The sequence below is a fragment of the Streptomyces sp. NPDC007189 genome, assembly GCF_040703635.1.
GTDB lineage: Bacteria > Actinomycetota > Actinomycetes > Streptomycetales > Streptomycetaceae > Streptomyces.
In genome coordinates this window covers 1-26,377 of the sequence record NZ_JBEYEY010000022.1, presented here as the reverse complement: position 1 = coordinate 26,377, position 26,377 = coordinate 1, and the positions used below count along the sequence as shown (strand labels likewise).

Sequence of the window (26,377 nt, the reverse complement as noted above, 5' to 3'; positions counted from 1 at the left end):
TTTGCGGTCCGCACGGCGGTTCCATGAGGTGCCCCGCCTGTGAAGCGTGTGTGTATTTGTGCTGTTCGGGCCCCAGGTTTGTTAGATTGCGCAACCATGCAAGCAAGGCGGAGCCACGGGCTTCGCCCCGCCGGACCGTTCATGGGAGTGGGAGATGAGCGACCCGTGGGACGGGCCCGCCGGGCAGGCCACCCGCAGCCGTAGCGCGCGGGTGCCGGGGCAGCGCGTGGCCGAGCCCGACGGGACGCGCCAGCCGGGCGGCCGGGCGGCGGCCCGGGCGGCTGCCCGCGGGCGCGGCGGCACAAGGGGCCACCGGGCGCGCCCGGTGGGCCGTGCCAAGAAGGTCCTCAAGGGCCTCGGGATCGGCATGTCGGTCGTCATCGTGGTCACGGCCGGCGCGGGCTGGTGGTTCTACGAGCACCTGAACGGCAACATCCACAGCCTCTCGCTCGACGGCAAGGGCGGCAGCGAGAAGGCCGACGCCTTCGGCCGCACCCCGATCAACATCCTGGTGATGGGCTCGGACGGCCGCACCAACGCGGCCGACTGCAAGCTCGGCGGCGGCTGTTCGAAGACCGGGGTGCAGACCGGCAGCAACGCGGACGTGGAGATGGTGGTGCACATATCCGCCGACCGCTCCAACGCGACGGTGATGAGCATCCCCCGCGACACCATGACCCAGGTCCCGGCCTGCAAGGACAGCGAGTCCGGCCAGTCCACGTCCGGCTACTACGGCCAGATCAACAGCGCCCTGCAGTACGGTCCCGCCTGCCAGGTGGCCACCGTCCACCAGCTCACCGGCATCCCCATCGACCACTTCGTCAAGCTCGACTTCTCCGGTGTCGTGAAGATGTCCGACGCGGTCGGCGGTGTCCCCGTCTGCGTCAGCGACGACGTGTACGACACCTACTCCCACCTGAAGCTGTCCAAGGGCACCCACACCCTCAAGGGCGAGGGCGCGCTGGAGTTCGTGCGCTCCCGGCACGGCTTCGGCGACGGCAGCGACCTCGGCCGCACGATCTCGCAGCACATCTTCCTCAGCGCGATGATCCGCAAGTTCAAGAGCGCCGGCACCCTCACCGACCCCACCGCGGTCTACGGTCTGGCCGACGCCGCCACCAAGGCGCTGACCGTGGACGACGGCCTGGGCAGCGTGAAGAAGCTCATCTCGCTCGCGGCGGACGTGAACAAGGTGCCGACGAAGCGGATGACGTTCACGACGATGCAGACGGCCCCCGATCCGGACAACAAGGACCGGGTGGTGGTGGGCCCGGGCGCCAAGACCCTGTTCGCCACCATCGCCAACGACCAGTCGCTGACCACCGGCTCCGGCAAGAAGTCCACGGCGGCCTCGGCGACCGCGAAGGCCACGACCCCGGCCGTGCCCGCCTCGCAGATCGCCGTCACCGTCGAGAACGGCACCGCCGTCACCGGCCGCGCCTCGGCCATCGCGGCCGCGCTCACCGACCAGGGCTTCAGCTCCGGCACCACCACGGCCAACGCGCCGAGCCCCGCGACGACCACCACCCTCACCTACGGCACGGACCAGAAGGCGCAGGCCACGACCGTCGCCAAGGCGCTCGGACTGCCCACCTCGCATCTGCAGCAGGGCACCGGCACCGGTCTGACCCTGGTCATCGGCAGCGACTGGGCCAGCGGCACCAGCTACCCGGGCGGCAGCTCCTCGGCCGCGCCGGCCGACACCAAGACGGCCGTGGGAGGTGCCCACGCCTCGACCGCCGACCAGGCCAAGACCTGCGCCAAGGTCAGCCCGTACAAGACGGTCAGCCTCAACGGCGTCGCCATGACCCCGGCCCAGGCGTACGCGGCGGCGCGCGGCAAGCCCGACTCCGACGACTGAGCGGCGCAGCCCGCCGCGCTCGTCAGGGGCTGGCGATGTCGAAGCCGTACCGCAGGGGCTCGCTGGTGACGCCGTAGTCACGCCGGTAGAGGTACACCGCCTCGGCGCGTACGCCGCCGGGCGGTGCGGCCTCGATCCGGCAGGGGTACGTGACCTGGATCACGCGCGGCCGGCCGGAGACCTTCATCCGCAGCCCGGCCGCCGGCCCTCCCTCGAGCACGGCGGTCTCCCAACCCGTCACCTCGGTAGTCTCCACGGCGCAAAGTTTAGGGCTTGCGCGCGTTTCGGCCTGGTGAGCCGGGTCACCGGCTGTCCGCCGCACGCACCTGTGTCCCTGCGGCTACGCGGGCCGCTGGGAGGCGGCCGCGGCGGGGTGCAGGTCGGACAGGCTCAGGGGATGGGCCGGGGGATCGGGCAGGGCGATGCGGGAGGTCACCCGCAGATCGGGGCCGACGTGGAGCAGCTCGCCGGACGCGAGGAGCCGCCAGTCGGGGCTCTCGTCCAGGCGCTCGCTGGCCACGACGACCGACGGACGGTCGGCCAGATGCGCCGAGCGCACTCGCAGATGACCGTCCCGGCCGGCGTGGTCCAGCTGCCGCGTCCCGTGCGGGCCGCCGGCCGGGCGCCGCAGCGCGTACAGCTCGTGGGTGGCGGGATAGCGCAGGGCCCACAGCTCCCGGGCGGTGACGAGGACGACGTTGAGGGCGTAGAGGGGCAGGTTCCCGGCGACCCAGCGTGCCGCGGCCACCAGGCCGGCGGACACGTCCCCGCCGTGCGCCGCGGTCTCCCGCGTGACCAGGGCGAAGAACCGCTCGGAGTCGGTGTCCCCGCGCACGAGCGCGAGATCCTCGCCCAGATGCCGGTCCAGCTCGTCCAGCCCCTCGATCACCCCGTTGTGCGCGAACAGCCGCCCGTCCTGCTCGAAGGGATGGGTGTTGCGCAGGTCCAGGCCCCCGGTCGAGGCGTACCGGAGATGGGCGAGGAAGGTGGCCGACTCCACCTCCCGGGCCTCCCGGGCGAAGGCGCGGTCCTCGTAGGCGGCGATCGGCGCCTTGTGCACCTGCGGGGTGCCGTCCGCCGCGAAGAACCCGAGACCCGTGCCGTCGGGTTCGCGGTGACTCTGCGCGCTGAGGCTGTCGGGTGCGTCCAGCAGCCAGAACGTGGCGTGCGTGCGGAGCGGGGAGCTGGTCAGCCCGAACAGTCGGCACACGGCGTCCTCCTCGTCGCCCGTCTTCCGCCGGGCCCGTCATCCGGGCCACGCCCGGGCGACCATGGTCCCGCGCCGGGGACGTTCCCGCACGCACTGCCACGGGCGAGTCCGGTTTCGCGCGCGCCTGGCTGTGCTCCCGCCGGGGCTTCGTCAACCGGCCGTTCGCAGCGCCGAGTCGAGCGCGCCGTCGATCGTCGGGTGGGCGGAGACGAAGCCCGCCCTCTGCAGGGCGGCCGGTACGACGCGTGCGCTGCAGGTGATGCTCTCGGCGAACCCGCCGAGCGCCGCGCGCAGGGCGAAGGCGGGTACGGCGGCGAGCGCGGGCCGGTGCAGGGCACGGCTCAGCGCCCGGGTCACCTCGCGGTTGGTGACCGGTTCGGGCGCCGTGAAGTTGACCGGCCCGGACAGCTCCCCGGCGGTGAGGGCGAAGCGGAGCGCCGCGATCTGGTCCGTCAGCGAGATGAACGGCCAGTACTGGTCGCCCGATCCGAGCCGGCCGCCCAGACCGAGGCGGAAGAGCGGGAAGAGCCGGCCGAAGGCACCGCCCTCGGCGGCGACGACGAGACCGGTGCGCGGGTGCACCACCCGGATGCCGGCCTGCCGGGCCGGGTCGGCGGCCGCCTCCCAGGCGACGCAGACGCCGGCCAGGAAGTCGTCCCCGGCCGGCTCGCTCTCGTCCACGACGCGTGCGCCGGTGTCGCCGTAGTAGCCGGTCGCGGACGCGGAGACCAGGACGCGCGGCGGGTCGGCGCACGCGGCGCAGGCCCGCGCGACGGCGTCGGTGCCGCGCACCCGGCTGTCGCGGATCTCCCGCTTGTAGGCGGCGGTCCACCGCTTGTCGCCGACTCCCGCGCCGGCGAGATGGACGACCGCGTCGACACCGTCCAGCGCGCCAGGATCGACGCGGCCCGCGACCGGGTCCCAGTGCGCGCACACGCTGCCGTCGTGCGGGGCGGCGCCGGAGCGGCCACGGACCAGGCGGACCACCTGGTGGCCGTCCGCGAGGAGGGAACGGGTGAGGGCGGAGCCGATGAGCCCGGTCGATCCCGTGACCGCGACGCGCATGGCGTCCTCCAGAGGAGTGCGTGCTTCACCTGCCTGGTGTGCCGCACGATACCCCAGTTGCTTGCAGGTTCAAGGAAGCGCCCGCGTCACCGGGACGCCTTCACCCGGCGTACGAGGTCCACGGCGGCCGGCGGCCAGTCGGGATACGCGAAGTCGAACCCGGCCGCGCTGAGCCGGCCCGGGACCACCCGGCGGCTCTTGAGCAGCAGCTCGGTGTCCGAGCGCAGCGCGAACGCCCCCAGCTCCGCCATCCACCGGGTCGCCGGCAGGCCCACGGGAACGCCCCGCGCCGCGCGCAGCGCCCGCATGAACTCCCGCTGCGGCAGCGGGCCGGGAGAGGCGAGGTTGACCGGCCCTTCGAGGTCGTCCCGGTCGATCAGGAACTCCACCGCCCGTACGAAGTCGGCGTCGTGGATCCAGGACACGTACTGCGCACCACCGGCGACGGGGCCGCCCAGCCCGAGCCGTACCAGCCCCAGCAGGACGTCGAAGACCCCTCCGCGGTCGGGGCTCATCACCATCGCGGTGCGCAGGGCCACCTTCCGCGTCGCCGGCACGGACGCTTCGGCCTGGGCGCGTTCCCAGTTCCTGGCGATGTCGATGCTGTAGGCCCAGTAGCCGGGGACGCCGGACTCCGAGCCGCCGATGACGCCGGTCGCCTCGTCGTTGGGCGCGTCGAAGCGGTGGGCGTAGATGGTCGCCGTACTCATGTGCAGCCACACCCGCGGCGGACGCGACGCGGCGGCGATCGCTTCGCCCACCACGCGCGCCGAGTCCACCCGCGAATCCATCATGGCCCGCAGGTTCTCGGGCGTGTAGCGGCAGGAGACGCTGCGCCCGGCCAGGTTGACGACGACATCGCTGCCGTCGATCACCTCGGCCCAGCGGCCGAGCGTGGCGCCGTCCCAGCCGACCTGCCGCTCCCGCGTCGGATGCCGGGTCAGCACGGTGACCTCATGGCCGGCCGCCGTCAGCGCACGGTCGAGAAGCGTCCCGACCTGTCCGGTTCCCCCGGGCAGAATCACCTTCATCGAGCCCCCTAGGTTGGTGCACCCAGACTACCCCCGCTTTTGAACGCGTTCAAAAGCGGGGTGCAAGCGGGCGTGCAAGGGGAATGGAGCGGAGGCGGCGGCCGGACGTCAGGAGGGCTGGGCCAGGGCGGCGACCTCGGCCGCGGTCAGGGTCCTGCCGAGGGACCGGAGGGGCCCGCCGGTAATTCACTGGACAACTCGCCCGAACGCGGCGAGCGTTGGCGCAATGGAGCAGGAGAGGATCTGGGACGCTGCCGTGGCCCAGCGATACGACACGCCCGGCACCGGCATGTTCGCGCCCGAGGTGCTGACGCCCACGGTGACCCGTCTGGCCGAGCTGGCGGAGGGCGGAGCGGCGCTGGAGTTCGCGATCGGGACCGGCCGGGTCGCGGTCCCGCTCGCCGAGCGGGGCGTCCCCGTCACCGGCATCGAACTGTCCGGGCCGATGGTGGAGCAACTGCGGACCAAGGCCGACGAAGCCACGATCCCCGTCGTCATGGGCGACATGGCGACGACGCGCGCCCCGGGGACGTACAGCCTCGTCTACCTCGTCTACAACACGATCTCCAACCTGCTCACGCAGGCCGAGCAGGTCGAGTGCTTCCGGAACGCCGCCCGCCATCTCGCACCGGGCGGCCGGTTCGTGATCGAGCTGTGGGTGCCCGAGCTGCGCACACTTCCCCCGGGCAAGGAGGCCACCGTGTGGCGCGCCGACCCGGGGTACATCGGGCTGGACACCTACGACCTCCTCAACCAGCGTGTCGTGTCGCACCACTTCCACTTCGACAGGGACGAAGGGACGCCGGAGGCCCGGCTGTTCCGCAGCCCGCACCGTTACATCTGGCCGTCCGAACTCGACCTCATGGCCCAGCTGGCCGGACTCGAGCTGGAGTCCAGGCACGCCGACTGGTCCGGCGCCGAGTTCACCGCCGAGTCGCGCTCGCACGTCTCGGTGTACCGGCTTCCGGCGGCGCCCTAGCCGTCCGCGCCGGGATGGCAGCACGAGCCGCGCCGGAGCCGGTCGGCCACCTCCAGCCAGGACATGTCCCGGGGAGGTTCGTGCGCGGAGACGGACCGGTGGGCCGACGCCAAGTCGGCCTGCGCGTACGGGACTCCGTCGCGTACGACGACCGGCACGTCGATCAGGGTGTCGAAGTCGGCGAACGGGTCGCCGTCGACGAGCGTCAGGTCGGCGATCCTGCCCTCCTCGACCGTGCCGAGATCGGCGTCCAGACCGAAGAGACGGGCCGGCGCGAGAGTCGCGGTGTGCAGGGCCTCGGCGGCCGTGAAGCCGTGCGCGTGCAGGGCTCGCAGGGCCAGGTGCAGGGAGAGGCCGACGGGGACCAGGGGCGCGTCGGTGCCCAGCGCGATACGGGCGCCGTGCGCGGCCAGCCGCCGGTAGTCCGCCATCTCCGTGGCCAGGGCCCGCTGTTGCGCCTGCGTGGGCGCCGTCCGGGCGCGTTCGCGGACGGCGGCCGTGTCCCACGGCGGCATCAGGCGCGTCACCCGTGGATCCTCGGCCAGCCGGGGATCGGAGGCGAGCAGGATCTGCGCGCTGAACGGCGTGATGATCAGGGCGAAGGAACCGTCGGCGTACTGGCGCACCACGTCCTGGCCGATGCGGCCGAGCGGGGTCACGGCGTGCCCGTACTCCAGGCGCTGGGTGGCCTGCAGATGGGTGGTCAGGTCCTGGCCCGCCGCCCGCCCCGGCGCGCACAGGTGGCTGCCGCTGGGCACGCCCAGCGCGTGGGCAGTCGCGGCCGCCTCGGCCATGACCTCGCCCGGGGCGCGCACATACGTCTTCACGAAGTCGACGTCCAGGGCGGCGGCGCGCCGGAGCGTGCGCCGGACACCGTCCGGGGTGCGGTGGGCGCGGCCCATGCTGTACGCGGTGCGCGCGCCGTCGATCAGTTCGGCGCAGGCGAGCTGCCGCGGGCCGAGCAGAGCACCGGATGCGGCCGCCTCCCGCAGCCGGACCGCGTCGTACAGCGGCCCGCCCAGGCAGAACGTGGTCGTGATGCCGTACGCGAGCGTGGTCAGGCTCTGCCGGGCGCCGTAGGTCGCCGCGTACGGGTGGGTGTGGCTGTCGACGAGACCGGGGACGACGGTCCGGCCGGAGGCGTCGAGGGTGCGGTGTCCGGGACGCCGGGGACGGTGCGGCTCCACGCCGGTGATGCGCGTGCCGCTGACGAGGACGTCGACGTCGTGCCGGGGCGGTGCGCCGGTGCCGTCCCACAGCTGCCCGGCGTGGATCCGCAGCGGCTCCGCCGGGACGGTCGCGCCGCGCCGCGAGGTCAGGCGTACCGGGAGCGTGCGGGCGCGTGACGTGGTGACGGAGAGCCGGCGCAGCCTGTCCGCGGAGAGGTAGAGCAGGGCGCCGGAGTCCGCCGACCAGCTGGGGTGGTCGGCCGGCTCGTCGGTGAGCCGGCGGGCGGGGCCGGCCGGGGTGCCGTCGGCCGTCACCGGCAGCAGCCACAGGGCGGACTCGGCCACCAGCGCCATCCAGCGCCCGTCCGGGGACCACACCGGCCCCGCGGCGACCCGGTCGGACAGCGACTGGTGCTCGGCGGGCAGGTGACGGCGCTCGCCGCCGGTGCGCGTGTCGACGACGCGGATGAGGTTGTATCCCTCGCGGAAACGCTGGTTGAGCCGATTGCGGTCGCAGAACGCCACGTACCGTCCGTCGGGCGACCAGGTGGGCGCGCCGGGCGGACCGTCGGTGGCCAGCGGCCGGGCCAGCACCTCTTCGGCGCCCGTGGCCAGGGTGCGCACCAGCAGGTTCCCGGTCACGTCCTGGCAGGCCAGCCGGGCGCCGTCCGGTGACAGCGCGGGATACAGCCGGCCGTCCCCGGTCAACGGCTCGTCGGCGCCGCCGTGAAGGTGGTGACGCCGTACGGCGACCAGCCCGTCCCGGTCGGTGCAGTACAGCACGCTGCGCCCGTCCGGCGCCCACGCCGGCATCTGGACCAGGTGGACGTCGGCGGCCTGCAGCAGCTTGCGCGGCGTGCCGCCGACGGGCATCAGCCACAGCGCGTTCAGCGCCACGAAGGCCACGCTGCGCCCGTCCGGGGACAGGGCCGGCCGGTGCAGACCGCGCACCGGCGCCGGCGACTCCGGGGCGAGCGCTGCCCGGCGGCGTCGCCGGGACGGAGCGGGGACCGGCATCCGCGCGGTGAAGGGCACCTCCCGCACCGAGGAGCCGGCGAGGGAGCGGACGCGGATCCGGCCGTCACCGACGTACAGCAGCTCGTCCTCGCTCAGCCAGCACGGCGGGGCGGCCGCCAGGTCCTCGTCCTTCGAGACGGCCTGGCCGTCGACCATCAGCCAGGCCGCGTCGGCCGGCAGCGCGGGGCTGCCCGCGCCGGTCAGGTGCAGATGGGCGATCCGCCCGGAGGGCGACACGGAGGGGCACAGCAGCCGGCCCTCGGTCACCGTGCGCAGCACCTCGGCCGGGCCGCCCGAGACCGGCACCCGGACCAGCGACCGCCCGCCGTCGTTGCCGCCGCCCGGCGTGTGCGCGGCGCGCACGCACACCAGCGAGCGCCCGTCCGCCGACCAGGCCGGATCGAAGTCCTCGAAGTCCCCGCCGGTGAGCCGCCGCAGCCGGCCGTCGGACACGTCCAGCACCCACAGCCCGTACGAGGAACCGGTCGTGGCGTCGCCGCCGCGTTCGGAGGAGAAGGCCAGCCGCGTGCCGTCCGGCGACCAGGCGACCCCGCGGTCGTCCCAGGGCCCGTCCGTCAACCGCCGCAGTCCGCCGCCGTCCGGCCGCAGCGCCCACAGATGGAAGCCGCCCCCGCGATACCCGCCCACGGCCAGCGTCCTGCCGTCGGGCGACAGCGCGGGGCGGGTGGCCTCCAGCTCCCAGTCCGTCACCCGTACGGCCGTTCCGCCGCCCCGCGGCACCCGCCACAGCACCCCCTGGACCTCGGCGATCAGATCACCGCCGGCCCGGCTGCCGGTCACCGAACCCCCGGTGATCTGCGTGTGGGTGACGTAGCGTGCACCGCCGCCCGCGTCCCTCACGGGCACCGCTGCCGCCGCCCGGGTGGAGACCGCCGTGACCACGGCCGCCGCCGTACCGAGAAACCCGCGCCGGCCGATCCTGCCGAAAGCCATGCCCTGTCCTTCCTGCCGTCCCCGTTCAGCGAAGTGGCAGCGGTACGTCCCGCACCAGTACGCGATTCCGGCCACGACCGGACTCGTGCCACGCCCGGGGCAACGCCCGCACCGGAACGGCGGTCACGGGGCGTCACTCCTGCGGCCAGGTGCGGCCAGGCGCGGCCGGGAGGCTCACCAGCCGGTCAGCAGCAGGTGGTTGAGGAGCAGGGCCAGGACCGCCTGGGCGGCCAGCCAGGGGCGGGGGCGGGGCAGGAGGGCGCAGGCGGGGAGGAGCCAGAGGGCGAAGGGCAGCCAGATGCGCTCCGTCTCCGCCTTGCTCATGCCGGACAGGTCCGCGATCAGCAGGGCGAGCAGTGCCGCGGTGACGAGGAGAGCGAGAGCTGTCTCCGGCAGGCGCCTGGGGCCGGACCCGGGAAGCAGGGCCGTGGTCGTCCGGCGCAGGCCCGCCGCCGTCGCCGGGCCGGTGATCACGGCGGTGCAGGCGAGGTTGGCCCAGACCCAGTAGCCGTAGGGGCGGGTGCCGCCGACGCCCTGGTAGTAGCGCGTGACGAGGAGGTGGTACGCGTGCCACCAGTCGAAACCGGCGAGCGTGAACACCACGGGGAACACGGCCAGTCCGGCGAGCAGGGACAGCACGAGCGCGGGGCGCTCTCGCAGTCCGCCGCGCGCGAGGACGACGACGGCCGCGCCGATCAGGGCGAAGAGCGTCAGGCCGTAGGAGAGGTAGCAGGTCAGGCCGAAGAGCAGCCCCGAGGCCGCCGCGCACCCGTGGGACCGCCGGGTCACGGCCAGGGCGAGCAGCGCCAGGGACCAGGCGGCGACGGCCGCGAAGTAGCCGTCGGCGGAGGCGCCCTGCCACACCGCGGCCGGGGCGAGCACCAGGAACGGCGCGGCACGGCGCGCGAGCGCCTCGCCGGCCAGTGCGCGCAGCGCGATCAGCACGGCCACGCACCCTGTCGCGCCTACGGTGATGCACCACATTCCGGCCCAGCCGCCGCCCCGCAGCCCGATCCGGTCCAGCAGCACGAAGGTGAGCGTCGCCGCCGGCGGATGGCCGGCGATGTGGGCGGGCCACGGGTCGGGTGTGCCGCTGACGATGTGGTGCGTGAAGTCCCGCAGGGCGGCCGGGATGTCGTGGAAGCGGCCGATGACCCGGAGGTATTCGTTGCGGGTGGTCAGCCGGCCCGCGATGCCCCGGCGCCAGCCGTCGACCAGGGCGAGGGACACGATCCAGGCCAGGGCGCTCGCCCAGGCCGCCGCGAGCAGCCCGCGCCAGGGCAGCCGGGCCGCCACGGCGGGGCCGTACGCGACGACGGCCGCCGCCACCGCCAGGGCCGCCGGCGTGCCGGGCCCGAGATGCGGGTCCCAGTCGGCGAACAGCGGCGGCCAGTGCACGAACAGGGTGTGGCGGGTGTCCTGGATGTGCCGGCCGACCAGGACCGCCGCCGTCACGAGGAGGGCGGCGGCACACGCGGCGTACAGGTCACGGCGGAGAGATCGGGTCACACCGGCACGCTAGGCCGGGCGAGCGGCATGCGGCCGCCGTGCGGGCCGGACGTCAGCGTTTCGTCACCGGTCGCGCACCCTTTCGCGGGGGTGTCCCGGCCTACGGTCGGGACATGCGCGATCATCCCCGGCTTCCCACTTCCCCAGGTTTCTGGCGCAGCCCGCTGCGCGGCCCCTGGTTCACCTCCGTGCTCGGCCTCGTGCTGCTCGCCGGCATCACCGTCCTGTTCGTGACCGGCCTGGTGTCGTACGCCGCGTACAACCCCGGCCTGGCACGGGTGAACGACCAGACACCGGACAAGGGCGTCCTGGGCTTCTACCTCTTCGCCTGGCCCACCGACCCGGTGTGGCTGTACCGGCTCACCCAGGGCGTCCACGTCACGCTCGGCATCACCCTGATCCCCGTCCTGCTGGCCAAGCTGTGGTCGGTGGTGCCGAGGCTGTTCACCCTGCCGCCGGCCCGCTCCCTCGCCCACGCCCTGGAGCGGCTCTCCCTGGTGCTGCTGGTCGGGGGAGGGCTGTTCGAGTTCACCACCGGTGTCCTCAACGTCCAGCTGGACTACGTCTTCCCCGGCTCCTTCTACCCGCTGCACTTCTACGGCGCCTGGGTGTTCTTCGCCGCGTTCCTGGCCCACGCGGCGCTCAAGACACCGGCCGCGGTGCGCACCGTACGCGGCAGGCGACGGCCGGAGGCCGGCGACCTGGTCGCCCCGCGCCCGGACGCGCCCACCACCTCCCGGCGCGGCGCGCTGGGGCTGGTCGGCGGTGGTTCGCTGCTGCTGTTCCTGACCACCGTCGGGCAGAGCCTCGGCGGCCCCTTCCGCCGTACGGCCCTGCTCGCGCCGCACGGCACGGCCGACCCCGGCGGCGGCCCGAACGGCTTCCAGATCAACAAGACCGCCGCCTACGCCGGCATCACGGCGGCCGACACGCACGAGGACGCCTGGCGGCTCGTCGTCACCGGCCGCACCGGAACCGTCCGGCTCAGCCGCGCCCAGCTGCTCCAACTGCCGCAGCACAGCGCGTCGTTGCCGATCGCCTGCGTGGAGGGCTGGTCCACCGCCGACCAGTGGTGGCGCGGGGTGCGGCTGCGCGACCTCGCGGCGCTCGTCGGGTACGACGGCGATCCGCCGGACGTCCTCGTGGAGTCCCTGCAACGGCACGGCGCGTTCCGCCGCGCGGCCCTGCGCGCCAACCAGGTGGCCGACGGACGCTCCCTGCTCGCGCTCTTCGTCAACGGCGAGGAACTCTCCCCCGACCACGGCCGCCCGGCGCGGATCATCGTCCCCGCGGCGCCCGGGGTGCTGAACACCAAGTGGGTGGCCCGACTGACCTTCGGAGACCTGTGATGCCGCGACGCCTGAGCCTGGGCAGCCCCTTCCAACTGCTGCTGCTCGCCTGCTCGTTCGCCCTCGCCGCCTACGCCGGGATCCGGCTGCTGGCCGGTGACTGGTTCGGGGTGGCGCTGTGGATCGTGGGCGCCGCCCTGCTGCACGACCTCGTGCTGGTGCCGCTGTACACGGTGGCCGACCGGGCCGTCGTCCGCGGTCTCGGGGCGGCCGGACGGCGCGGCCGGACGCTGTACGTGCGCGTCCCCGCGCTGCTGTCCGGGCTGCTCCTGCTCGTCTGGTTCCCGCTGATCAGCGGCATGACGACCCGGCGCTACCGGTCGGCGACCGGACTCTCCCCGGACGGCTTCCTCACCCGCTGGCTGCTGATCACCGCCGTGCTCTTCGGCGGCTCGGCGCTGCTGCTGGTGCTTCGGGTGCGCAGGGAGGCGAAGCACCGGCCGCCCGCGGACCACTGAGCGACCGGATACCACCCGGCCCTGCGCGCGTACCGCAGCAGGGCCGGGGTGCCCAGGCGCGCCCACGGGAACGGGGCGCCGGCGACCCGGGCGCCGGCGACCGTGTCGACCACCTGCACCCGGGCGCGTTCGTCGACGTGCCCCGGCACCGTCTCGGCGATCAGCAGTCCGCCGGGGCGCAGCAGCGCGGCGACCCGCTGCAGCAGGGCGGCCGGCTCACCGCCGATGCCGATGTTGCCGTCCATCAGCAGCACGGTGTCCCAGCGGCCCTCGCCGGGCAGCGGCTCGAACACCGAGCGCCGCAGCGCCTGTCCGCCGAGCCGGACGGTGTGGTCCACGGCGGCCTCGCTGACGTCGATGCCGAGCACCGTACGGCCGCGGGCGGCGAGTTCCGCCACCAGCCGGCCCGGCCCGCAGCCGACGTCCAGGACGGCGCCCTCGCAGTGGTCCAGTACCGCCCGGTCCACGGCGTCCGCGCGGGCGCACCAGCGCTCCACCTCCAGCGGCAGCAGCCAGCCGTCGGTGCGGCGCAGGAACAGCGGGCCGCGGCCGGTGCGCAGCGCGGTGGAGTAGGGGTCGGCGGCCGCCCAGGCGACCGAGCTGCCCGTCATCGCGGGCCGACCGGTGCGCAGCCGGCGAGCTGTGCCGCGAACCGGCCGTGGGGGGCGAGTGCGGCGACGGCCCGGGCGTCGTCGGCGGTGTCGACGTCCCGCAGCCGGGGCAGCTCCCGCACCCGCAGCCCGGCCGCGAGCAGCCGCTCCCGCTGCACGGCCCCGGTCACCGGTGTCGACATGGGCACGCCCCGCAGCAGCGCGGGTTCGGGCCGGGCCAGGCCCAGGGCCCAGAAGCCGCCGTCCTCGGCCGGTCCGAAGTAGGCGTCGCAGCCGACGAAGTCGACGGTGAGCAGCTCGGGCGTCACCTGCGGGGTGTCCATGCCGATGAGCAGCGCCGGGCCGGTGCAGTGCGCGAAGGCGTCCGCCAGCCGTTCGTCGAGACCGCCCGCGCACTGCGGCAGCACCTCGAAGCCGGGCGGCAGCCAGGAGCCGGGCGTGCCGTCGAGGACGAGGACACGCCGGGTCGCGGGGGCCGCCGCCACCGCGTGCAGGGTGTCCACGAGCGCCGCTTGCGCGAGCCGTGCCGCCTGCTGCGGGGTGAACGGCGGGGTGAGCCGGGTCTTGACCCGCCCCGGCAGCGGTTCCTTGGCGATGACGAGCAGCGTGGTCACCGTACGAGCTCCCCGCCGGCCGGGGTCTCCGCCAGCACGCGGCTCATGTCCCGCACGGCCTGCCAGGTGCCGCGCCAGGTGCCCGTCACCTTGGAGGCGCCGGTGCGCGGCCGGTAGGGCACGTCGTGCTCGGTGACGCGCCAGCCGGCGTCGGCCGCGCGGACGACCATCTGCAGCGGGTAGCCGCTGCGCCGGTCGGTGAGGCCGAGCGCGAGCAGCGGCTCGCGGCGGGCGGCCCGCAGGGGTCCGAGGTCGTGCAGGCGCAGTCCGGTACGGCGGCGCAGCATCCGGGCCAGCGCCAGGTTGCCCGCGCGGGCGTGCACGGGCCAGGCGCCCCGGCCCTCGGGGCGGCGCCGGCCGAGGACCAGGTCGGCCGCGCCCTGACGGATCTCCCGTACGAAGGGCACGAGCAGCGCGGGGTCGAGGGAGGCGTCGCAGTCGCAGAAGCACACGATGTCGGCCGTGGCCGCGGTCAGCCCGGCGTGGCAGGCGGCGCCGAAGCCGCGGCGCGGTTCGTGCACCACCGTGGCGCCGAGTGCGCGGGCGATGCCGGGGGAGCCGTCGGTGGAACCGTTGTCGACGACGAGGGCGCGCCAGCCGGCCGGGATCCGGCCGAGCACCCAGGGCAGGGCCTCGGCTTCGTCCAGGCAGGGCAGCACCACGTCGACGTCCGCAGAAGTGGTCGTCACGGTTTCACCCTACGAACGCGGATCGGGCAAATCGGACTCATGGTCCTTACGAAACGCGGACGCCCGACCCGCGGCCCACCGGCGGCGGGCGCGTGGTGCGAGGCTGGAGGCATGCACTCGCCGTACGAGCCCCGAGGGACCGACGCCGCCGGCGCGACGGCCCGGATCCTGGTCGTGGACGACGATCCGACCGTCGCCGAGATCGTCACCGGATATCTGCACCGCGCCGGCTATGTGGTCGACCGCGCCGACGACGGCCCGACCGCCCTCACCCGCGCCGCCGCGCACCGGCCCGACCTGGTGGTGCTCGATCTGATGCTGCCCGGCATGGACGGCCTGGAGGTGTGCCGGCGGATGCGGGACGGCGGGCCCGTGCCGGTCATCATGCTCACCGCCCGCGGCGACGAGGACGACCGCATCCTCGGCCTGGAGGTCGGCGCCGACGACTACGTCACCAAGCCCTTCAGCCCGCGCGAACTCGTCCTGCGCGTGGAGTCGGTGCTGCGCCGCAGCCGCCCCGCCGCCACCGGGCACCGGCTGGCCGCGGCAGGGCTCCGTGTCGACCCCGATGCCCGCCGGGCCACCAAGAACGGCCATGAACTCGCCCTCACGCTTCGGGAGTTCGACCTGCTCGCGTTCTTCCTGAGGCACCCGGGCCGCGCCTACAGCCGCGAGGACCTGATGCGCGCGGTGTGGGGCTGGGACTTCGGCGACCTGTCGACCGTCACCGTCCATGTCCGGCGCCTGCGCGGCAAGATCGAGGACGATCCGGCCCGGCCCCGGCTGATCCAGACGGTGTGGGGCGTGGGCTACCGCTTCGACCCGGGCTCCGAACCCGGAACCGAAACGGGCTCCGAGCCTGGCTTCGAATCCGGCTCCCCATCCAGCTTCGAAACCGGCTCCGGGCCCGGCAGGGAATCCGGCTTGGAATCCGGCTCCGAGCCAGGCTCCCAGCTCGGCGCGGAAACCGGCTTCGGATCTGGCTCGGAGCCCGGCTTTGAAACCGGCTCCGAGCCCCGCTCCGTGCCCGCCTTCGAACCCGGTCCCGGGCGCGGCCCCGGACGCGGCTTCGAAACCGCATCCGAGTGCGGCTCCGAACCCAGCCCCGAACCCCGCTTCGAGTCCGGCTCCGAGCCCCGCTCCGAGCGCGGCTCCGGAACCGGCTTCGGGGGCGGCCCTGAGCGAGGCTTCGAGGGCGGCTCCGAACCCGGCGCCGAGCGCGGCTTCGAAACCGGATCCGAGTGCGGCTCCGAATCCGGCTCCGAACCCCGCTTCGAGTCCGGCTTCGAGCCCCGCTTCGAGTCCGGCTCCGAGCCCCGCTCCGAGCGCGGCTCAGGAACCGGCTTCGGGGGCGGCCCTGAGCGAGGCTTCGAGGGCGGCTCCGAACCCGGCGCCGAGCGCGGCTTCGAGCCCCGCTTCGAGTCCGGCTCCGAGCGCGGCTCCGGAACCGGCTTCGGGGGCGGCCCTGAGCGAGGCTTCGACGGCGGCTCCGAACCCGGCGCCGAGCGCGGCTTCGAAACCGGCTCCGAGTGCGGCTCCGAGTCCGGCTCCGAACCCCGCTTCGAGTCCAGCCCCGAACCCCGCTTCGAGTCCGGCTCCGAGCGCGGCTCCGGAACCGGCTTCGGGGGCGGCCCTGAGCGAGGCTTCGACGGCGGCTCCGAACCCGGCGCCGAGCGCGGCTTCGAAACCGGCTCCGAGCCCGGCAGGGAATCCGGCCCCGAACCCGGCCCCCAGCGCGGCTTGCGTCCCGGTGAGGCGGTGCACTGACCATGCGTGCCACTCTCCTCATCGCCTTGTACGCCTTCGCCGGTGCCGCGGCCGCGGGGGCCGCCGGAGCGGGCCTGCTGCGGTTGCTCCGGCGCCGCTCGCTCACCGCCTCCATCGCCGTGGTCGCGGCGGTCGGCGTCGTCGCCATGCTCGCGGGCACGCTCGCCGTCGCCTGGGCCATGTTCCTGTCCTCGCACGACCTGAGCGTGGTCACCACCGTCGTCGCCATGGCGGCCGTGGTCTCGCTCGTCACCGCGCTGCTCCTGGGCCGCTGGGTGGCCGCCCGCAGCCGTGAACTGACCGACGCGGCCCGCTCGTTCGGCGACGCCGGCGCCTTCGCCGCCCCGCACGGGCCGGCCACCGCCGAACTGGACGCGCTCAGCCGCGAGCTGGCCGCCACCAGCGCGCGGCTCGCCGAATCCCGCGAGCGGGAGCGCGCGCTGGAGAAGTCCCGGCGCGAGCTGGTCGCCTGGATCTCGCACGACCTGCGCACCCCGCTGGCCGGACTGCGTGCCATGTCGGAGGCGCTGGAGGACGGCGTGGCCGCCGACCCCGGCCGCTATCTCAAGCAGATCCGCACCGAGGTCGAACGGCTCAACGACATGGTCGGCGACCTCTTCGAACTCTCCCGCATCCACGCGGGCACCCTCCCGCTCAGCCCGTCCCGGATCTCCCTGTACGACCTGGTCGGCGACGCACTCGCGGGCGCCGACCCGCTCGCCCGGGAACACGGCGTACGTCTCGTGGGCGACCGCGTCGAACCCGTGCCGGTGGAGGTGGACGGCAAGGAGATGACCCGGGTGCTCGGCAACCTCCTGGTCAACGCCATCCGCCGGACCCCTCCCGACGGCACGGTCGCGGTGGCCGCCGAGCGCACCGCCGACGGAGTGGTCCTGTCCGTCACCGACGGCTGCGGCGGCATCCCCGAGGACGACCTGCCGCGCGTCTTCGACACGGGGTGGCGCGGCACCGACGCCCGCACCCCGCCGGCGGGCGCGGGCCTCGGCCTGGCCATCGTGCGGGGCATCGTGGAGGCCCACCAGGGCCGGGCCAGCGTGCAGAACATCCCGGGCGGGTGCCGCTTCGAGGTGACACTGCCTGTGGTGCCGGTGTCCTGAGGCCCATGCGCCGTTCCCTTTTCCGCAGTGGTCACTTCTCGCGCGGTACGGCGCCCTCGGCGAACTCCCGCATGCCCTCCGCGAATCCGACCTGCGGCTTCCAGCCCAGGTCGGCCCGCAGCCGCGAGGAGTCGGCGGTGATGTGCCGTACGTCCCCCAGCCGGTACTCCCCGGTGACCACGGGCTCCGGGCCCCCGCAGGCGCCGGCCAGGGCCCACGCCAGCTCGCCGACGGTGCGCGGCTCGCCGCTGCCGGTGTTGTACGCCGTGAGCACACCCGGTGCCGGCTCCGCCTCCAGGGCGGCCACGTTGGCCGCGGCCACGTCCCGGACGTGCACGAAGTCCCGCCGCTGCCGGCCGTCCTCGAAGACGCGGGGGGCCTCGCCGCGGGCGAGCGCCGAGCGGAAGAAGGACGCGACACCCGCGTACGGGGTGTCCCGGGGCATCCGGGGCCCGTACACGTTGTGGTAGCGCAACGACACGGCCGAACCACCCGTGCTGCGGGCCCAGGCGGCGGCCAGGTGCTCCTGGGCCAGCTTGGACGCGGCGTACACGTTCCGGGGATCGGGCGCGGCGTCCTCGCCCACCAGGCCGGCGCTCAACTCCGCCCCGCAGCGCGGGCAGGAGGGCTCGAACCGGCCCGCGTCGAGATCGGCCACGGCCCGCGGGCCCGGCCGTACGGCGCCGTGCCGCGGGCACTCGTACCGCCCCTCCCCGTAGACCACCATCGAGCCCGCGAGCACCAGCCGCCGTACCCCCGCCTGCGCCATGGCCGCGACCAGCACGGCCGTGCCGAGATCGTTGCGCGAGACGTACTCCGCCGCGTCGGCCACACCGTCGCCGAGGCCGACCATCGCCGCCTGGTGGCAGACGGCGTCCACGCCGGCCAGCGCGCGGGCGACGGCCGCCGGGTTGCGGACGTCCGCGCCGGGATCGTCGCGGACGTCGTACACGAGCGGCTCGTGCCCGCTCGCCTGCAGCGCCTCGACGACATGGGACCCGATGAACCCGGCACCGCCGGTGACCAGTACACGCATACGGCCACGCTAGACGTGGCCGGCACCGGCGGCGGGCGGCGCGGCCGGTGCGTCATGACTCCGTAAGAGGTGTGGGCTCAGCCCGTCCTGGGCCCCCGGTGGGCGTCGAACCGTTCCCACTCCGCGGCCCACTGCTCCATGCGCCGCTCGTCGATCCGGCTGCGCACCGCCCGGGTCCCGGCCCACACCAGGCCGCCTGTGGCCGCTGCCGCCATCATGGCGACGACGGCCTTCGCGCCGGGCGACTGCTCGGCGACGGGACGGCTGGTCTTCGCTGCGTCGTCTGCCGCCCCGGGGCTCGGGGGCTGCGCGCTCTCGGGGTCCGTCACCGCCGTGGCGGCGGGCGGGGCCGAGCGGGGCGTCACGTGACCCACGGCGTCCGCGGTCAGGAGTCCCACGATGAGGCCCGACACCAGGGCGATGGTCCAGGCCCCGAGAAGCAGCCAGGCCTCGACGACATCACTGCGCCGCCGGAGCGGGTTCCGGCGCCACCGCCAGCCGCGCATCCGCACGCTCCGAGGCCTCTTCAACGCTTCCACTCCCTCGGTCGCTGCGGCCCGGCCCCCGGCGGCCCGGGGGACGGGCCGGGCGTGCCGCCTGTCCACCACCGCGGCACGCCGTCGGTTTCAGATGGTCACCGGGGGGCGCGCCGGGCGAGACCCACGGTCAGTCCCATGGCCGCACAGCCCAGCAGGAAGGTGATGGCGCCCAGCCAGCAGTTGTTCCAGATGATGCCGGCGCGTGCGCCGTGGGCGGCCGTCACCACCCAGGGCGAGATCATCAGCCACACGCCGAACGGGGCGACCACCCAGGCCATGCGGAACATCCGCTCCGGGGCCAGGGCCAGACCCAGGCCGATGAGGCCCACGGTGATGCCGACGATCAGGTTGTTGACGGTGATGTTCGGGTTGGTCGCCGCGAAGTGCACGACCCAGGGCGAGATGGCGGCGTACACACCGGCCAGGAGGATCAAGCCCTCGACCATGATCGCCTGTCTGCTGGACGCCGTACGCTCGAGCCGTTCCCGCATCTCGGCGATCTCGGGGTGCCCGGACATCCCGGTGGAGTGCTGCGGATACGACATCTCTGCCGCCTCCTCTGCATGTCCGTAGGGTCCTTGTGCCACGACGCGTTCCCCCACAGGGGTGAAATAGCGGTCTTTGGCCCTATTTACCCAGTGATCTGGGTCACAGTGACTGGCGGGGTTTTAAGAATCTCTGTCAACAGCGTTGACTCCGCGGTGCGGCGCCCGCACATTACTTATCGGTAGTACCAGCGGTAACCCCGCGAAACAGCACGTCACGGCCGTTGTGGCGGGTGCCCCACGCCCACGCCGCAACGGCCGGCACCTCCGCACGCTCTGAGCCGCCGCGTTCTCCCGCACCGGCGCCCGTGCGGGCATCCCCGTGCCCGCCACTCCGGTGTCCCCATCCCGAGAAGAGAGAGCCCTACACCCATGCCCAAGTCCGCCCTGCGCCGTGTCATGGCCGCGACGACCGCGCTCGCCGGCGCGCTGGTCCTCGGCGTCACCGCCGCCCCCGCCCAGGCGTCCACCACCCTCAACTACGCCGCCCTGGGTGACAGTTACAGCGCCGGTTCCGGCGTGTTGCCCATTGACACGAGCAACCTGGTCTGTCTGCGCTCCACGGCGAACTACCCGCACGTGCTGGCCGCCCGCACCGGCGCCCGGCTGACGGACGTCACCTGCGGCGCCGCCCAGACCAAGGACTTCACCGCGTCGCAGTACCCCGGGGTCGCCCCGCAGGCGGACGCGGTCGGCGCGGACACCGACCTGATCACGCTGACGATCGGCGGCAACGACAACGGCACCTTCATCAACGCCATGCTGGCCTGCGGCAGCGCGGGCGTCCTCACCGCGGGACAGGGCAGCCCCTGCAAGGACACCTACGGCAGCTCCTTCGACGACGCCATCGACGCCAAGACCTACCCCGCGCTGAAGAACGCGCTGCGCGCCGTACGCGCCAAGGCCCCGAACGCGCGGGTGGCCGTGCTCGGTTACCCGTGGATCACACCCGCCAAGGCGGACCCGTCCTGCTTCGCGAAGCTGCCGATCGCCTCCGGCGACGTGCCGTACGTGCACGCCCTCCAGGCCCATCTCAACGCGGTCGTGCAGCGCGCCGCCGAGGAGAGCGGCGCCAGGTTCGTGGACTTCTCCCAGGCGTCCGAGGGTCACGACGCGTGCCAGGCCGTCGGCACCCGGTGGATCGAGCCGCTGTTGTTCGGGCAGAACCTCGTCCCGGTGCACCCCAACGCGCTCGGCGAGCAGCGCATGGCGGAGCGCACCATGAGCGTGCTCGGTCTGGGCTGACGCAGGCGCCGGGCGTGATCAGGCCCGGGCGCCGCCGTCGACCCGCAGCACCGTCCCCGTCACGAAGGAGGCACGGTCGCTGAGCAGCCAGGCGGCCGCCTCGGCGATCTCCTCCGGCGCGGCCCCGCGACGCAGCGGGGTCAGCGCCGTGAGCCGGTCCTGCAGCCCGGGGGACTCCGCCTCCCAGGTCCGGATCATCTCGGTCAGCGTGTTGCCGGGCGCGATCGCGTTGACGCGGATGCCCTCGGGACCGTAGGTCACGGCGGCCGACTCGGTCAGGCTGTTCACCGCCCGCTTCATCGCGCCGTACGCCGGGAGTTCGGGGTTGCCCCGCAGGCTGCCGATGGAGGAGTTGTTGACGATGGCGCCGGTCCCGGCGGTGGCGCGGATGGCGGCGACCTCGGCGACCATGGCCAGCCAGACGCTCTTGAGGTTCACCGTGTACAGATGGTCGAACACGGCCTCCGGCAACTGGTCCATGGGGCCGGGCGGCTGGATGGCCGCCCCGTTGTTGAAGGCGATGTCGAGGCGGCCGTAGAGGTCCACGGCACGGTCCACGGCGGCCCGCACGCTCGCGGTGTCGGCGAGGTCGCACACCACGTAGTCCGCGGTGCCGCCCGCGGACCGTACCTCCTCCGTGACCGCCTTCAGCTGCGCCTCCGTGCGGGCCGCCAGCAGGACCCGGGCGCCTTCCCGGGCGAACAGCCGCGCGGCGGCGGCGCCGATGCCGCGCCCGGCGCCGGAGACGAAGGCGGCCTTGCCGGCCAGCAGTCCCCGCCCGGTCGTGTCCTTGCTCGGTGTGTTGTCCATGGCAGCGAGCCTGCGTCCGCGGGCGGGAGCCATCCAGGCACCGCCAGTACCTGGATCACCCGCCCGGCCCCCGCGCACACTGGGGGTGTGGACAGAGCAGAACTGGCGGGCTTCCTGCGCAGCAGGCGCGAGCGGATCAGCCCGGCCGACGTGGGCATGGCCGCGGGGCCGCGCCGCCGCACACCCGGCCTGCGCCGCGAGGAGGTGGCGCAGCTGGCGTTCATCTCCACCGAGTACTACACGCGGCTCGAGCAGGCCCGCGGCCCGCGCCCGTCCCGCGAGGTACTGGCCGGGCTGGCCCGCGCCCTGAGGCTCACGGACGCCGAGCGCGAGCACCTGCACCTCCTCGCCGGGACCCCGCCGGCCCCGGCGCCCGGACCCTGCCGCGAGGTGCGGCAGAGCATCCTCGACCTGGTGCACCGGCTGCCGCAGTCCGCCGCCTTCGTCACCTCGGCCACCCTGGAGGTGCTCGCCTGGAACGAGCTGGCCGCCGCCCTCATGGAGGACTTCTCCGCCCTCTCCCGCCGCGACCGCAACCTCGCGCGCCGCGCTTTCCTCGGCCCGCGCTCCGGAGAGCGGCTGTTGTACGGCGTGTCCGACGTGGCGGCGTTCTCCCGGCACGCGGTGCACCGGCTGCGCACGGCCGCCGCCCGCTACCCCGACGACCCCGAGGTGACCGGGCTGGTCCGTGAACTCCGGTCCGGCAGCGAGGAGTTCGCCCGGCTGTGGGACTCCCATGACGTGGACGCGCAGCCCGCGCACCGCAAGACGTTCCGGCATCCCCTGGTCGGGCCGGTCACCGTCGACTGCGACGCCCTCGACATCACCGGCCGGGACCAGCAGGTCGTGATCTACACCGCCGTCCCCGGCACGCCGTCCGAGGAGGCGCTGCGGCTGCTGGCGGTGCTCGGCACCCAGCGCATGGACACCACCCGCTGAACCGGACCCGCCGTACGACGCCTCGCGGCATGAGGGAAAATAGTTGCCCGAAGAAACTACGGGGAACCGTGAAAGGCCGCCCTCCATGCCGCACCTCACCATCGACTACTCCTCCCGGCTGGCCGGAGCGTTCGACGCCCGCGCCTTCGTGGAGGAGCTGCACCCGCTCGTGGTCGAGGAGTCCGGCACCTCGGGGGTGTGCAAGACGCTGCTGCGGCCGGCCGGGACGTACGTCGGGGACGGACCGGGTACGGACGCCGTCTTCGTCCATGTGGAAGTCGGCCTCATGCCCGGCCGCCCCGAGGATCAGAAGGCGCGGCTGTCCGAGAGCGTGCTCGCCCTGCTCGCCAAGCATCTGCCCGCCGACGACGGCGACCGCGAGCGGGTGTTCCTCTCGGTGGAGGTGCGCGACCTCGCCGCCTCCTACCGGCTCGCGCCGTCGGCGCGGTGAGCCGGCCGCCGGAGCCGGGCCGGGGAGGCCCGCATTCGGTTGTCTCCGTCGGCGCGGTGAGCCGGCCGCCGGAGCCGGCCCGGAGGGGCCCGAATTCGGTTGTCCGCCGCACCGGGCCGCACTAGCGTGCCGCCGGTGGACCTCTTCTCACGCTCCTGGACGGCATTGCGCACCGCGGTCGCGGAACTCCCGGACGAGGACTTCGAGCGGCCGTCCGGCTGCGCCGGCTGGCTGGTACGGGACCTGGTGTGCCACCTGGTCATCGACGCCCAGGACGTCCTGATCACCCTCGTGACGCCGGCGGACACCGAACCGACCGTGGACGCGGCCACCTACTGGAAGCTCGTCGAGCCGCCGACCGGAGACGACCCGCTGGATGCGCTGATCCCCCGGCTGGCCGCCGCCTACGGCGAGCCGCGGCTGCTCAAGTTCCACCTGGACGACGTCGGTTCGGCCGCGGGCCGCGCCGCCGCACTCGCCGACCCGGCCGCCCGCGTCCGCACCCGTGACGACGTCCTGACCGTCGGCGACTACCTGTCCGCGTACGTGCTCGAGTGGACCCTGCACCACCTCGACCTGATCGCCCAGCTGCCGCCGGGGTCGGCCGCCGGGCCGCCCGCCGAGACCCTCGCGGCGGCGCGCGCCGCGCTGGAGAAGATCGCCGGGACCGCGTTCCCCGATTCCTTCTCCGACACGGACGCGCTGCTGGTGGGCACCGGACGCCGCGCGCCGAGCGACGCCGAACAGACCGCGCTGGGCGACGTGGCCGGCCGGCTCCCGTTCGTCCTCGGCTGAGCGGCCGCCGTCCGCTCCATCGTCTCCAGCGCCGAAAACCGCCGTGCCCCTTGGGTGTTCGTGCGTCCCTCTGTGCGCCCCGACCTGCCGAGCGCTCGAAACTCGCTCGAACCCGGGCCCACCTGATGAGATGATCTTCGCATCGGGTCACTACCATGTGGCCCACAAGACAACCATCCAACCGGTCCGTTACATACGTGCCGTTCTGGGTCGCCGATGCCAGGGACCGCTCCCCGGGCTGCGGTGATCTTCCTGCCCAGGAGGACCTTCCGCATGTTCCGACGAATTGGCAGCACCGTCGTCCGACATCCCGTGTGGACGATCGTGGCATGGCTGATCGCCGCGGTGGCGATCGTCGCCACCGCGCCGAGTCTGCCCTCGAACAGCGACGAGAGCAGTTTCCTGCCGAAAAGTTACGAGTCCATCAAAGCGGCGGATCTCCAGCAGAAGGCGTTCCCCAGCGCCTTCACGCCGTCCGCGATCGCGCTGTACCAGCGCACGGACGGCGGCAGGCTGACCGCCGCCGACAAGAAGGACGTCGCCCGGATCACCACCGAACTGGGCGGCAAGCACATCGACCAGGTGCAGAAGGTCGTCCCCGGCCCGCCGTCCAAGGACGGCAGGTACGCCCTCACCCTGGTGCAGATGGACAGCAAGAACGCCGGTCAGCCCAAACAGGCCGACGCGGCCAAGGTGTTGCGCGACGACGTCAAGCAGCTGGCCAAGGGCACGCATCTCGACGTCAAGCTCGGCGGCTCCGCCGCCCAGGCCCTCGACCAGCAGGACTCGTCCAAGCGAGGCCAGGCGCTGATCGGCTTCGGCACCTTCGCGATCATCCTGGTGACCCTGCTGATCATCTTCCGGGCGCCGATCCTGGCAATCCTGCCCCTGGTGCTGATCGGCCTGGTGTCGGCCGTCGCCAACGGCCTGATCGCCTACGCCACCAAGCTGTTCGACCTCCAGGCGAACAGCTCGATCTCGTCCATCCTGATCGTCGTGCTCTTCGGCGTGGGCACGGACTACTTCCTGTTCCTGATGTTCCGCTACCGCGAACGTCTGCGCGCCGGTGACGAGGCCAAGGAGGCCATGATCAACGCGGTCGGCCGGGTGGGCGAGGCCATCGCCTCCGCGGCCGGGGCCGTCATCATCGCCTTCCTCGCGCTGGTGCTGTCCACCCTCGGCTTCCTCAAGCAGATGGGTCCGGCGCTCGCCATCGCGGTCGGCGCGACCCTCGTCGCCGGCCTGACCCTGATCCCGGCCGTGGTGTCGCTGATCGGGCCGAAGGTCTTCTGGCCGTCCAAGTCCTGGCAGAGGGAACCGGAGAACGCACGCTTCGCCGCCCTCGGCCGCGGAGTGCAGCGCCGCCCCGCACTGACCGCCGGGCTGTCCGGTCTCGTCCTGATCGCGCTGTCGCTCGGCATCTTCGGCTACCACGCCACGTTCGACCTGGCCTCGGGCTCCATGCCGAAGACCAAGGAGTCCATGGTCGTCCAGGACCAGATGCAGAAGGCGTACTCGGCCGGTGCGGCGGCGCCCACGGACGTCTACCTCTCCAGCACCGACGGCAAGCCGCTGGACAAGTCCGGCTTCGCCGCGTACGCGCAGAAGCTCGGGGCCGTGGACGGCGTCGCCAACGCCCGGTTGACGCAGCTGAACAAGGACGGCACCACCGCGGACTTCACCGTCACCCTCAAGTACGAGGCGTCGACGGACAAGGCCATCGACGCGGTGGGCACGGTGCGCGACGTCGCCCACGCCAACGCGCCGGACGGCACCAAGGCGGTCGTCGGCGGCATGTCCTCGATCTACAAGGACATCAACACCGCGGTGAACCACGACTACAAGACGGTCTTCCCGGTGGCCGCCGTCCTCATCATGATCATCCTGGGCCTGCTGCTGCGCAGCGTGGTCGCTCCCTGGTACCTGATGGCCTCGGTGGGCCTCGGGTTCGGCGCCACGCTCGGTGCCACCGTGTGGATCTTCCAGAAGGGCGAGGGCCACTCCGGGCTGATGTTCATGCTCCCGGTGATCATGTATCTGTTCGTCGTCGCCATCGGCACCGACTACAACATCCTCATGATCGCCCGGCTCCGGGAGGAGGCCCGCGAGGGCCGCGAGCCGCGCGAGGCGGCCGGCATGGCACTGCGGCACGCCGGGCCGACCGTCGCCGCGGCCGGCTTCATCCTGGCGGCGACCTTCGCCACGATGATGCTGGCGGGCAACTCGCTGCTCACGGAGATGGGTTTCGCGGTCTCCTTCGGCATCGCCGTCGCCGCCTTCGTCATGGCGATGTTCTTCACCCCGAGCCTCACCGCGCTGATCGGCCACGCCGCGTGGTGGCCGGGGCACGGGGACCGGGCGGAGGTGACGACCACCGGGGCCGGCGGTTCCGCCCCGGGCGCGGGCACCGACGACTACTCGGCCGCCCACGACCCCGCGGGGCGCCGCAACTAGCGGCAGCGCGCGGGTGACTGACGGGGAGTCCTGCCGGGCGACGACCGCCCGGCGGGGCTCCCCGTCGGCGTCCGCGGTGAACACCGCGGCGCCCAGGACCCCACACGGCCCTGCACCACGTCTCCTTCGAGATGCGCGGCCTCGACGAGTACATGCGCGGCT

At 73.7% G+C, this 26,377-nt stretch carries 22 protein-coding genes and 1 pseudogene; 10 read left to right on the top strand and 13 right to left on the bottom strand.

Going from position 1 to position 26,377, the window contains the following annotated elements:
• The first annotated feature begins 154 nt into the window (after positions 1–154).
• A complete protein-coding gene (locus AB0950_RS34165; protein ID WP_360151292.1) occupies positions 155–1,861 on the top strand; it encodes an LCP family protein in 1,707 nt (568 codons plus the stop codon).
• Between the two features lie 22 nt (positions 1,862–1,883).
• Here AB0950_RS34165 and AB0950_RS34160 read toward each other — a convergent pair whose 3' ends face one another.
• The 4 genes from AB0950_RS34160 to AB0950_RS34145 all read right to left on the bottom strand — a co-directional run bounded on the left by AB0950_RS34160 (position 1,884) and on the right by AB0950_RS34145 (position 5,167).
• The gene (locus AB0950_RS34160; protein ID WP_360151295.1) at positions 1,884–2,117 is read right to left on the bottom strand and encodes a hypothetical protein; all 234 of its coding nucleotides are present in this window, start codon (positions 2,115–2,117) and stop codon (positions 1,884–1,886) included.
• Positions 2,118–2,201: 84 nt separating this feature from the next.
• Positions 2,202–3,071 carry a class II glutamine amidotransferase gene (locus AB0950_RS34155; protein ID WP_366780165.1) on the bottom strand — a complete coding sequence of 290 codons (870 nt, stop codon included), beginning with the start codon at positions 3,069–3,071 and terminating at the stop codon, positions 2,202–2,204.
• 150 nt (positions 3,072–3,221) lie between these two features.
• Positions 3,222–4,136, bottom strand: coding sequence for a TIGR01777 family oxidoreductase (locus AB0950_RS34150; protein ID WP_366780164.1), 915 nt, complete (start codon positions 4,134–4,136; stop codon positions 3,222–3,224).
• An 86-nt stretch (positions 4,137–4,222) separates the two neighbouring features.
• Positions 4,223–5,167, bottom strand: coding sequence for a TIGR01777 family oxidoreductase (locus tag AB0950_RS34145; protein WP_366780163.1), 945 nt, complete (start codon positions 5,165–5,167; stop codon positions 4,223–4,225).
• A gap of 226 nt (positions 5,168–5,393) precedes the next feature.
• Here AB0950_RS34145 and AB0950_RS34140 point away from each other — a divergent pair, with 226 nt between their 5' ends.
• Complete coding sequence (locus AB0950_RS34140; protein WP_366780162.1) at positions 5,394–6,146, top strand: class I SAM-dependent methyltransferase; 753 nt, start codon at positions 5,394–5,396, stop codon at positions 6,144–6,146.
• On the opposite strand, the gene AB0950_RS34135 is transcribed toward AB0950_RS34140, so the two are convergent.
• The gene (locus AB0950_RS34135; protein WP_366780161.1) at positions 6,143–9,286 is read right to left on the bottom strand and encodes an amidohydrolase family protein; all 3,144 of its coding nucleotides are present in this window, start codon (positions 9,284–9,286) and stop codon (positions 6,143–6,145) included. The genes AB0950_RS34140 and AB0950_RS34135 overlap by 4 nt on opposite strands.
• Before the next feature lie 174 nt (positions 9,287–9,460).
• Positions 9,461–10,795 (bottom strand): hypothetical protein, encoded by a 1,335-nt coding sequence (locus tag AB0950_RS34130; protein ID WP_360569874.1) that lies wholly within the window; start codon positions 10,793–10,795, stop codon positions 9,461–9,463.
• Between the two features lie 113 nt (positions 10,796–10,908).
• Between AB0950_RS34130 and AB0950_RS34125 the strand changes: the two genes are divergently transcribed.
• Positions 10,909–12,144 (top strand): molybdopterin-dependent oxidoreductase, encoded by a 1,236-nt coding sequence (locus AB0950_RS34125; protein WP_360569873.1) that lies wholly within the window; start codon positions 10,909–10,911, stop codon positions 12,142–12,144.
• Between the two features lie 313 nt (positions 12,145–12,457).
• Here the strand turns inward: AB0950_RS34125 and AB0950_RS34120 are convergent, their stop codons facing one another.
• From AB0950_RS34120 to AB0950_RS34110, 3 genes are read right to left on the bottom strand one after another with little or no spacing between them, the layout of a single operon-like run.
• Positions 12,458–13,213, bottom strand: a complete 756-nt coding sequence (locus AB0950_RS34120) for a class I SAM-dependent methyltransferase (protein WP_360151319.1) — start codon at positions 13,211–13,213, stop codon at positions 12,458–12,460.
• The gene (locus AB0950_RS34115; protein ID WP_360151322.1) at positions 13,210–13,827 is read right to left on the bottom strand and encodes a DUF2064 domain-containing protein; all 618 of its coding nucleotides are present in this window, start codon (positions 13,825–13,827) and stop codon (positions 13,210–13,212) included. The genes AB0950_RS34120 and AB0950_RS34115 overlap by 4 nt, the downstream gene beginning before the upstream one ends.
• The gene (locus AB0950_RS34110; RefSeq protein ID WP_360569867.1) at positions 13,824–14,516 is read right to left on the bottom strand and encodes a glycosyltransferase family 2 protein; all 693 of its coding nucleotides are present in this window, start codon (positions 14,514–14,516) and stop codon (positions 13,824–13,826) included. Before AB0950_RS34110 ends, AB0950_RS34115 begins: the two co-directional genes overlap by 4 nt.
• A gap of 111 nt (positions 14,517–14,627) precedes the next feature.
• On the opposite strand from AB0950_RS34110, the pseudogene AB0950_RS34105 reads away from it, so the two are divergent.
• Positions 14,628–15,341 (top strand): annotated as a pseudogene (locus AB0950_RS34105) (response regulator transcription factor); the annotation flags it as partial.
• Positions 15,342–16,285: 944 nt separating this feature from the next.
• Complete coding sequence (locus AB0950_RS34100; protein WP_360569865.1) at positions 16,286–17,401, top strand: HAMP domain-containing sensor histidine kinase; 1,116 nt, start codon at positions 16,286–16,288, stop codon at positions 17,399–17,401.
• Between the two features lie 31 nt (positions 17,402–17,432).
• Here the strand turns inward: AB0950_RS34100 and AB0950_RS34095 are convergent, their stop codons facing one another.
• The 3 genes from AB0950_RS34095 to AB0950_RS34085 all read right to left on the bottom strand — a co-directional run bounded on the left by AB0950_RS34095 (position 17,433) and on the right by AB0950_RS34085 (position 19,521).
• Positions 17,433–18,437, bottom strand: a complete 1,005-nt coding sequence (locus tag AB0950_RS34095; RefSeq protein WP_366780160.1) for an NAD-dependent epimerase/dehydratase family protein — start codon at positions 18,435–18,437, stop codon at positions 17,433–17,435.
• A gap of 77 nt (positions 18,438–18,514) precedes the next feature.
• Positions 18,515–18,967, bottom strand: coding sequence for a hypothetical protein (locus AB0950_RS34090; RefSeq protein ID WP_360151334.1), 453 nt, complete (start codon positions 18,965–18,967; stop codon positions 18,515–18,517).
• Between the two features lie 104 nt (positions 18,968–19,071).
• A complete protein-coding gene (locus tag AB0950_RS34085) occupies positions 19,072–19,521 on the bottom strand; it encodes an SPW repeat protein (RefSeq protein WP_366780159.1) in 450 nt (149 codons plus the stop codon).
• Between the two features lie 372 nt (positions 19,522–19,893).
• Here AB0950_RS34085 and AB0950_RS34080 point away from each other — a divergent pair, with 372 nt between their 5' ends.
• A complete protein-coding gene (locus tag AB0950_RS34080; RefSeq protein ID WP_360151340.1) occupies positions 19,894–20,766 on the top strand; it encodes an SGNH/GDSL hydrolase family protein in 873 nt (290 codons plus the stop codon).
• Between the two features lie 18 nt (positions 20,767–20,784).
• Here the strand turns inward: AB0950_RS34080 and AB0950_RS34075 are convergent, their stop codons facing one another.
• Positions 20,785–21,576 (bottom strand): glucose 1-dehydrogenase, encoded by a 792-nt coding sequence (locus tag AB0950_RS34075; RefSeq protein ID WP_360151343.1) that lies wholly within the window; start codon positions 21,574–21,576, stop codon positions 20,785–20,787.
• 87 nt (positions 21,577–21,663) lie between these two features.
• On the opposite strand from AB0950_RS34075, the gene AB0950_RS34070 reads away from it, so the two are divergent.
• The 4 genes from AB0950_RS34070 (at position 21,664) to AB0950_RS34055 (ending at position 26,215) form a co-directional block, all read left to right on the top strand.
• On the top strand, positions 21,664–22,515 hold the full coding sequence (locus AB0950_RS34070) for a helix-turn-helix transcriptional regulator (RefSeq protein WP_360569863.1): 852 nt from the start codon (positions 21,664–21,666) through the stop codon (positions 22,513–22,515).
• 85 nt (positions 22,516–22,600) lie between these two features.
• Complete coding sequence (locus AB0950_RS34065) at positions 22,601–22,966, top strand: 5-carboxymethyl-2-hydroxymuconate delta isomerase (protein WP_360569861.1); 366 nt, start codon at positions 22,601–22,603, stop codon at positions 22,964–22,966.
• Positions 22,967–23,101: 135 nt separating this feature from the next.
• Positions 23,102–23,761, top strand: coding sequence for a maleylpyruvate isomerase N-terminal domain-containing protein (locus AB0950_RS34060; protein WP_360151352.1), 660 nt, complete (start codon positions 23,102–23,104; stop codon positions 23,759–23,761).
• A gap of 273 nt (positions 23,762–24,034) precedes the next feature.
• On the top strand, positions 24,035–26,215 hold the full coding sequence (locus tag AB0950_RS34055) for an MMPL family transporter (protein WP_366780158.1): 2,181 nt from the start codon (positions 24,035–24,037) through the stop codon (positions 26,213–26,215).
• Positions 26,216–26,377: the final 162 nt, after the last annotated feature.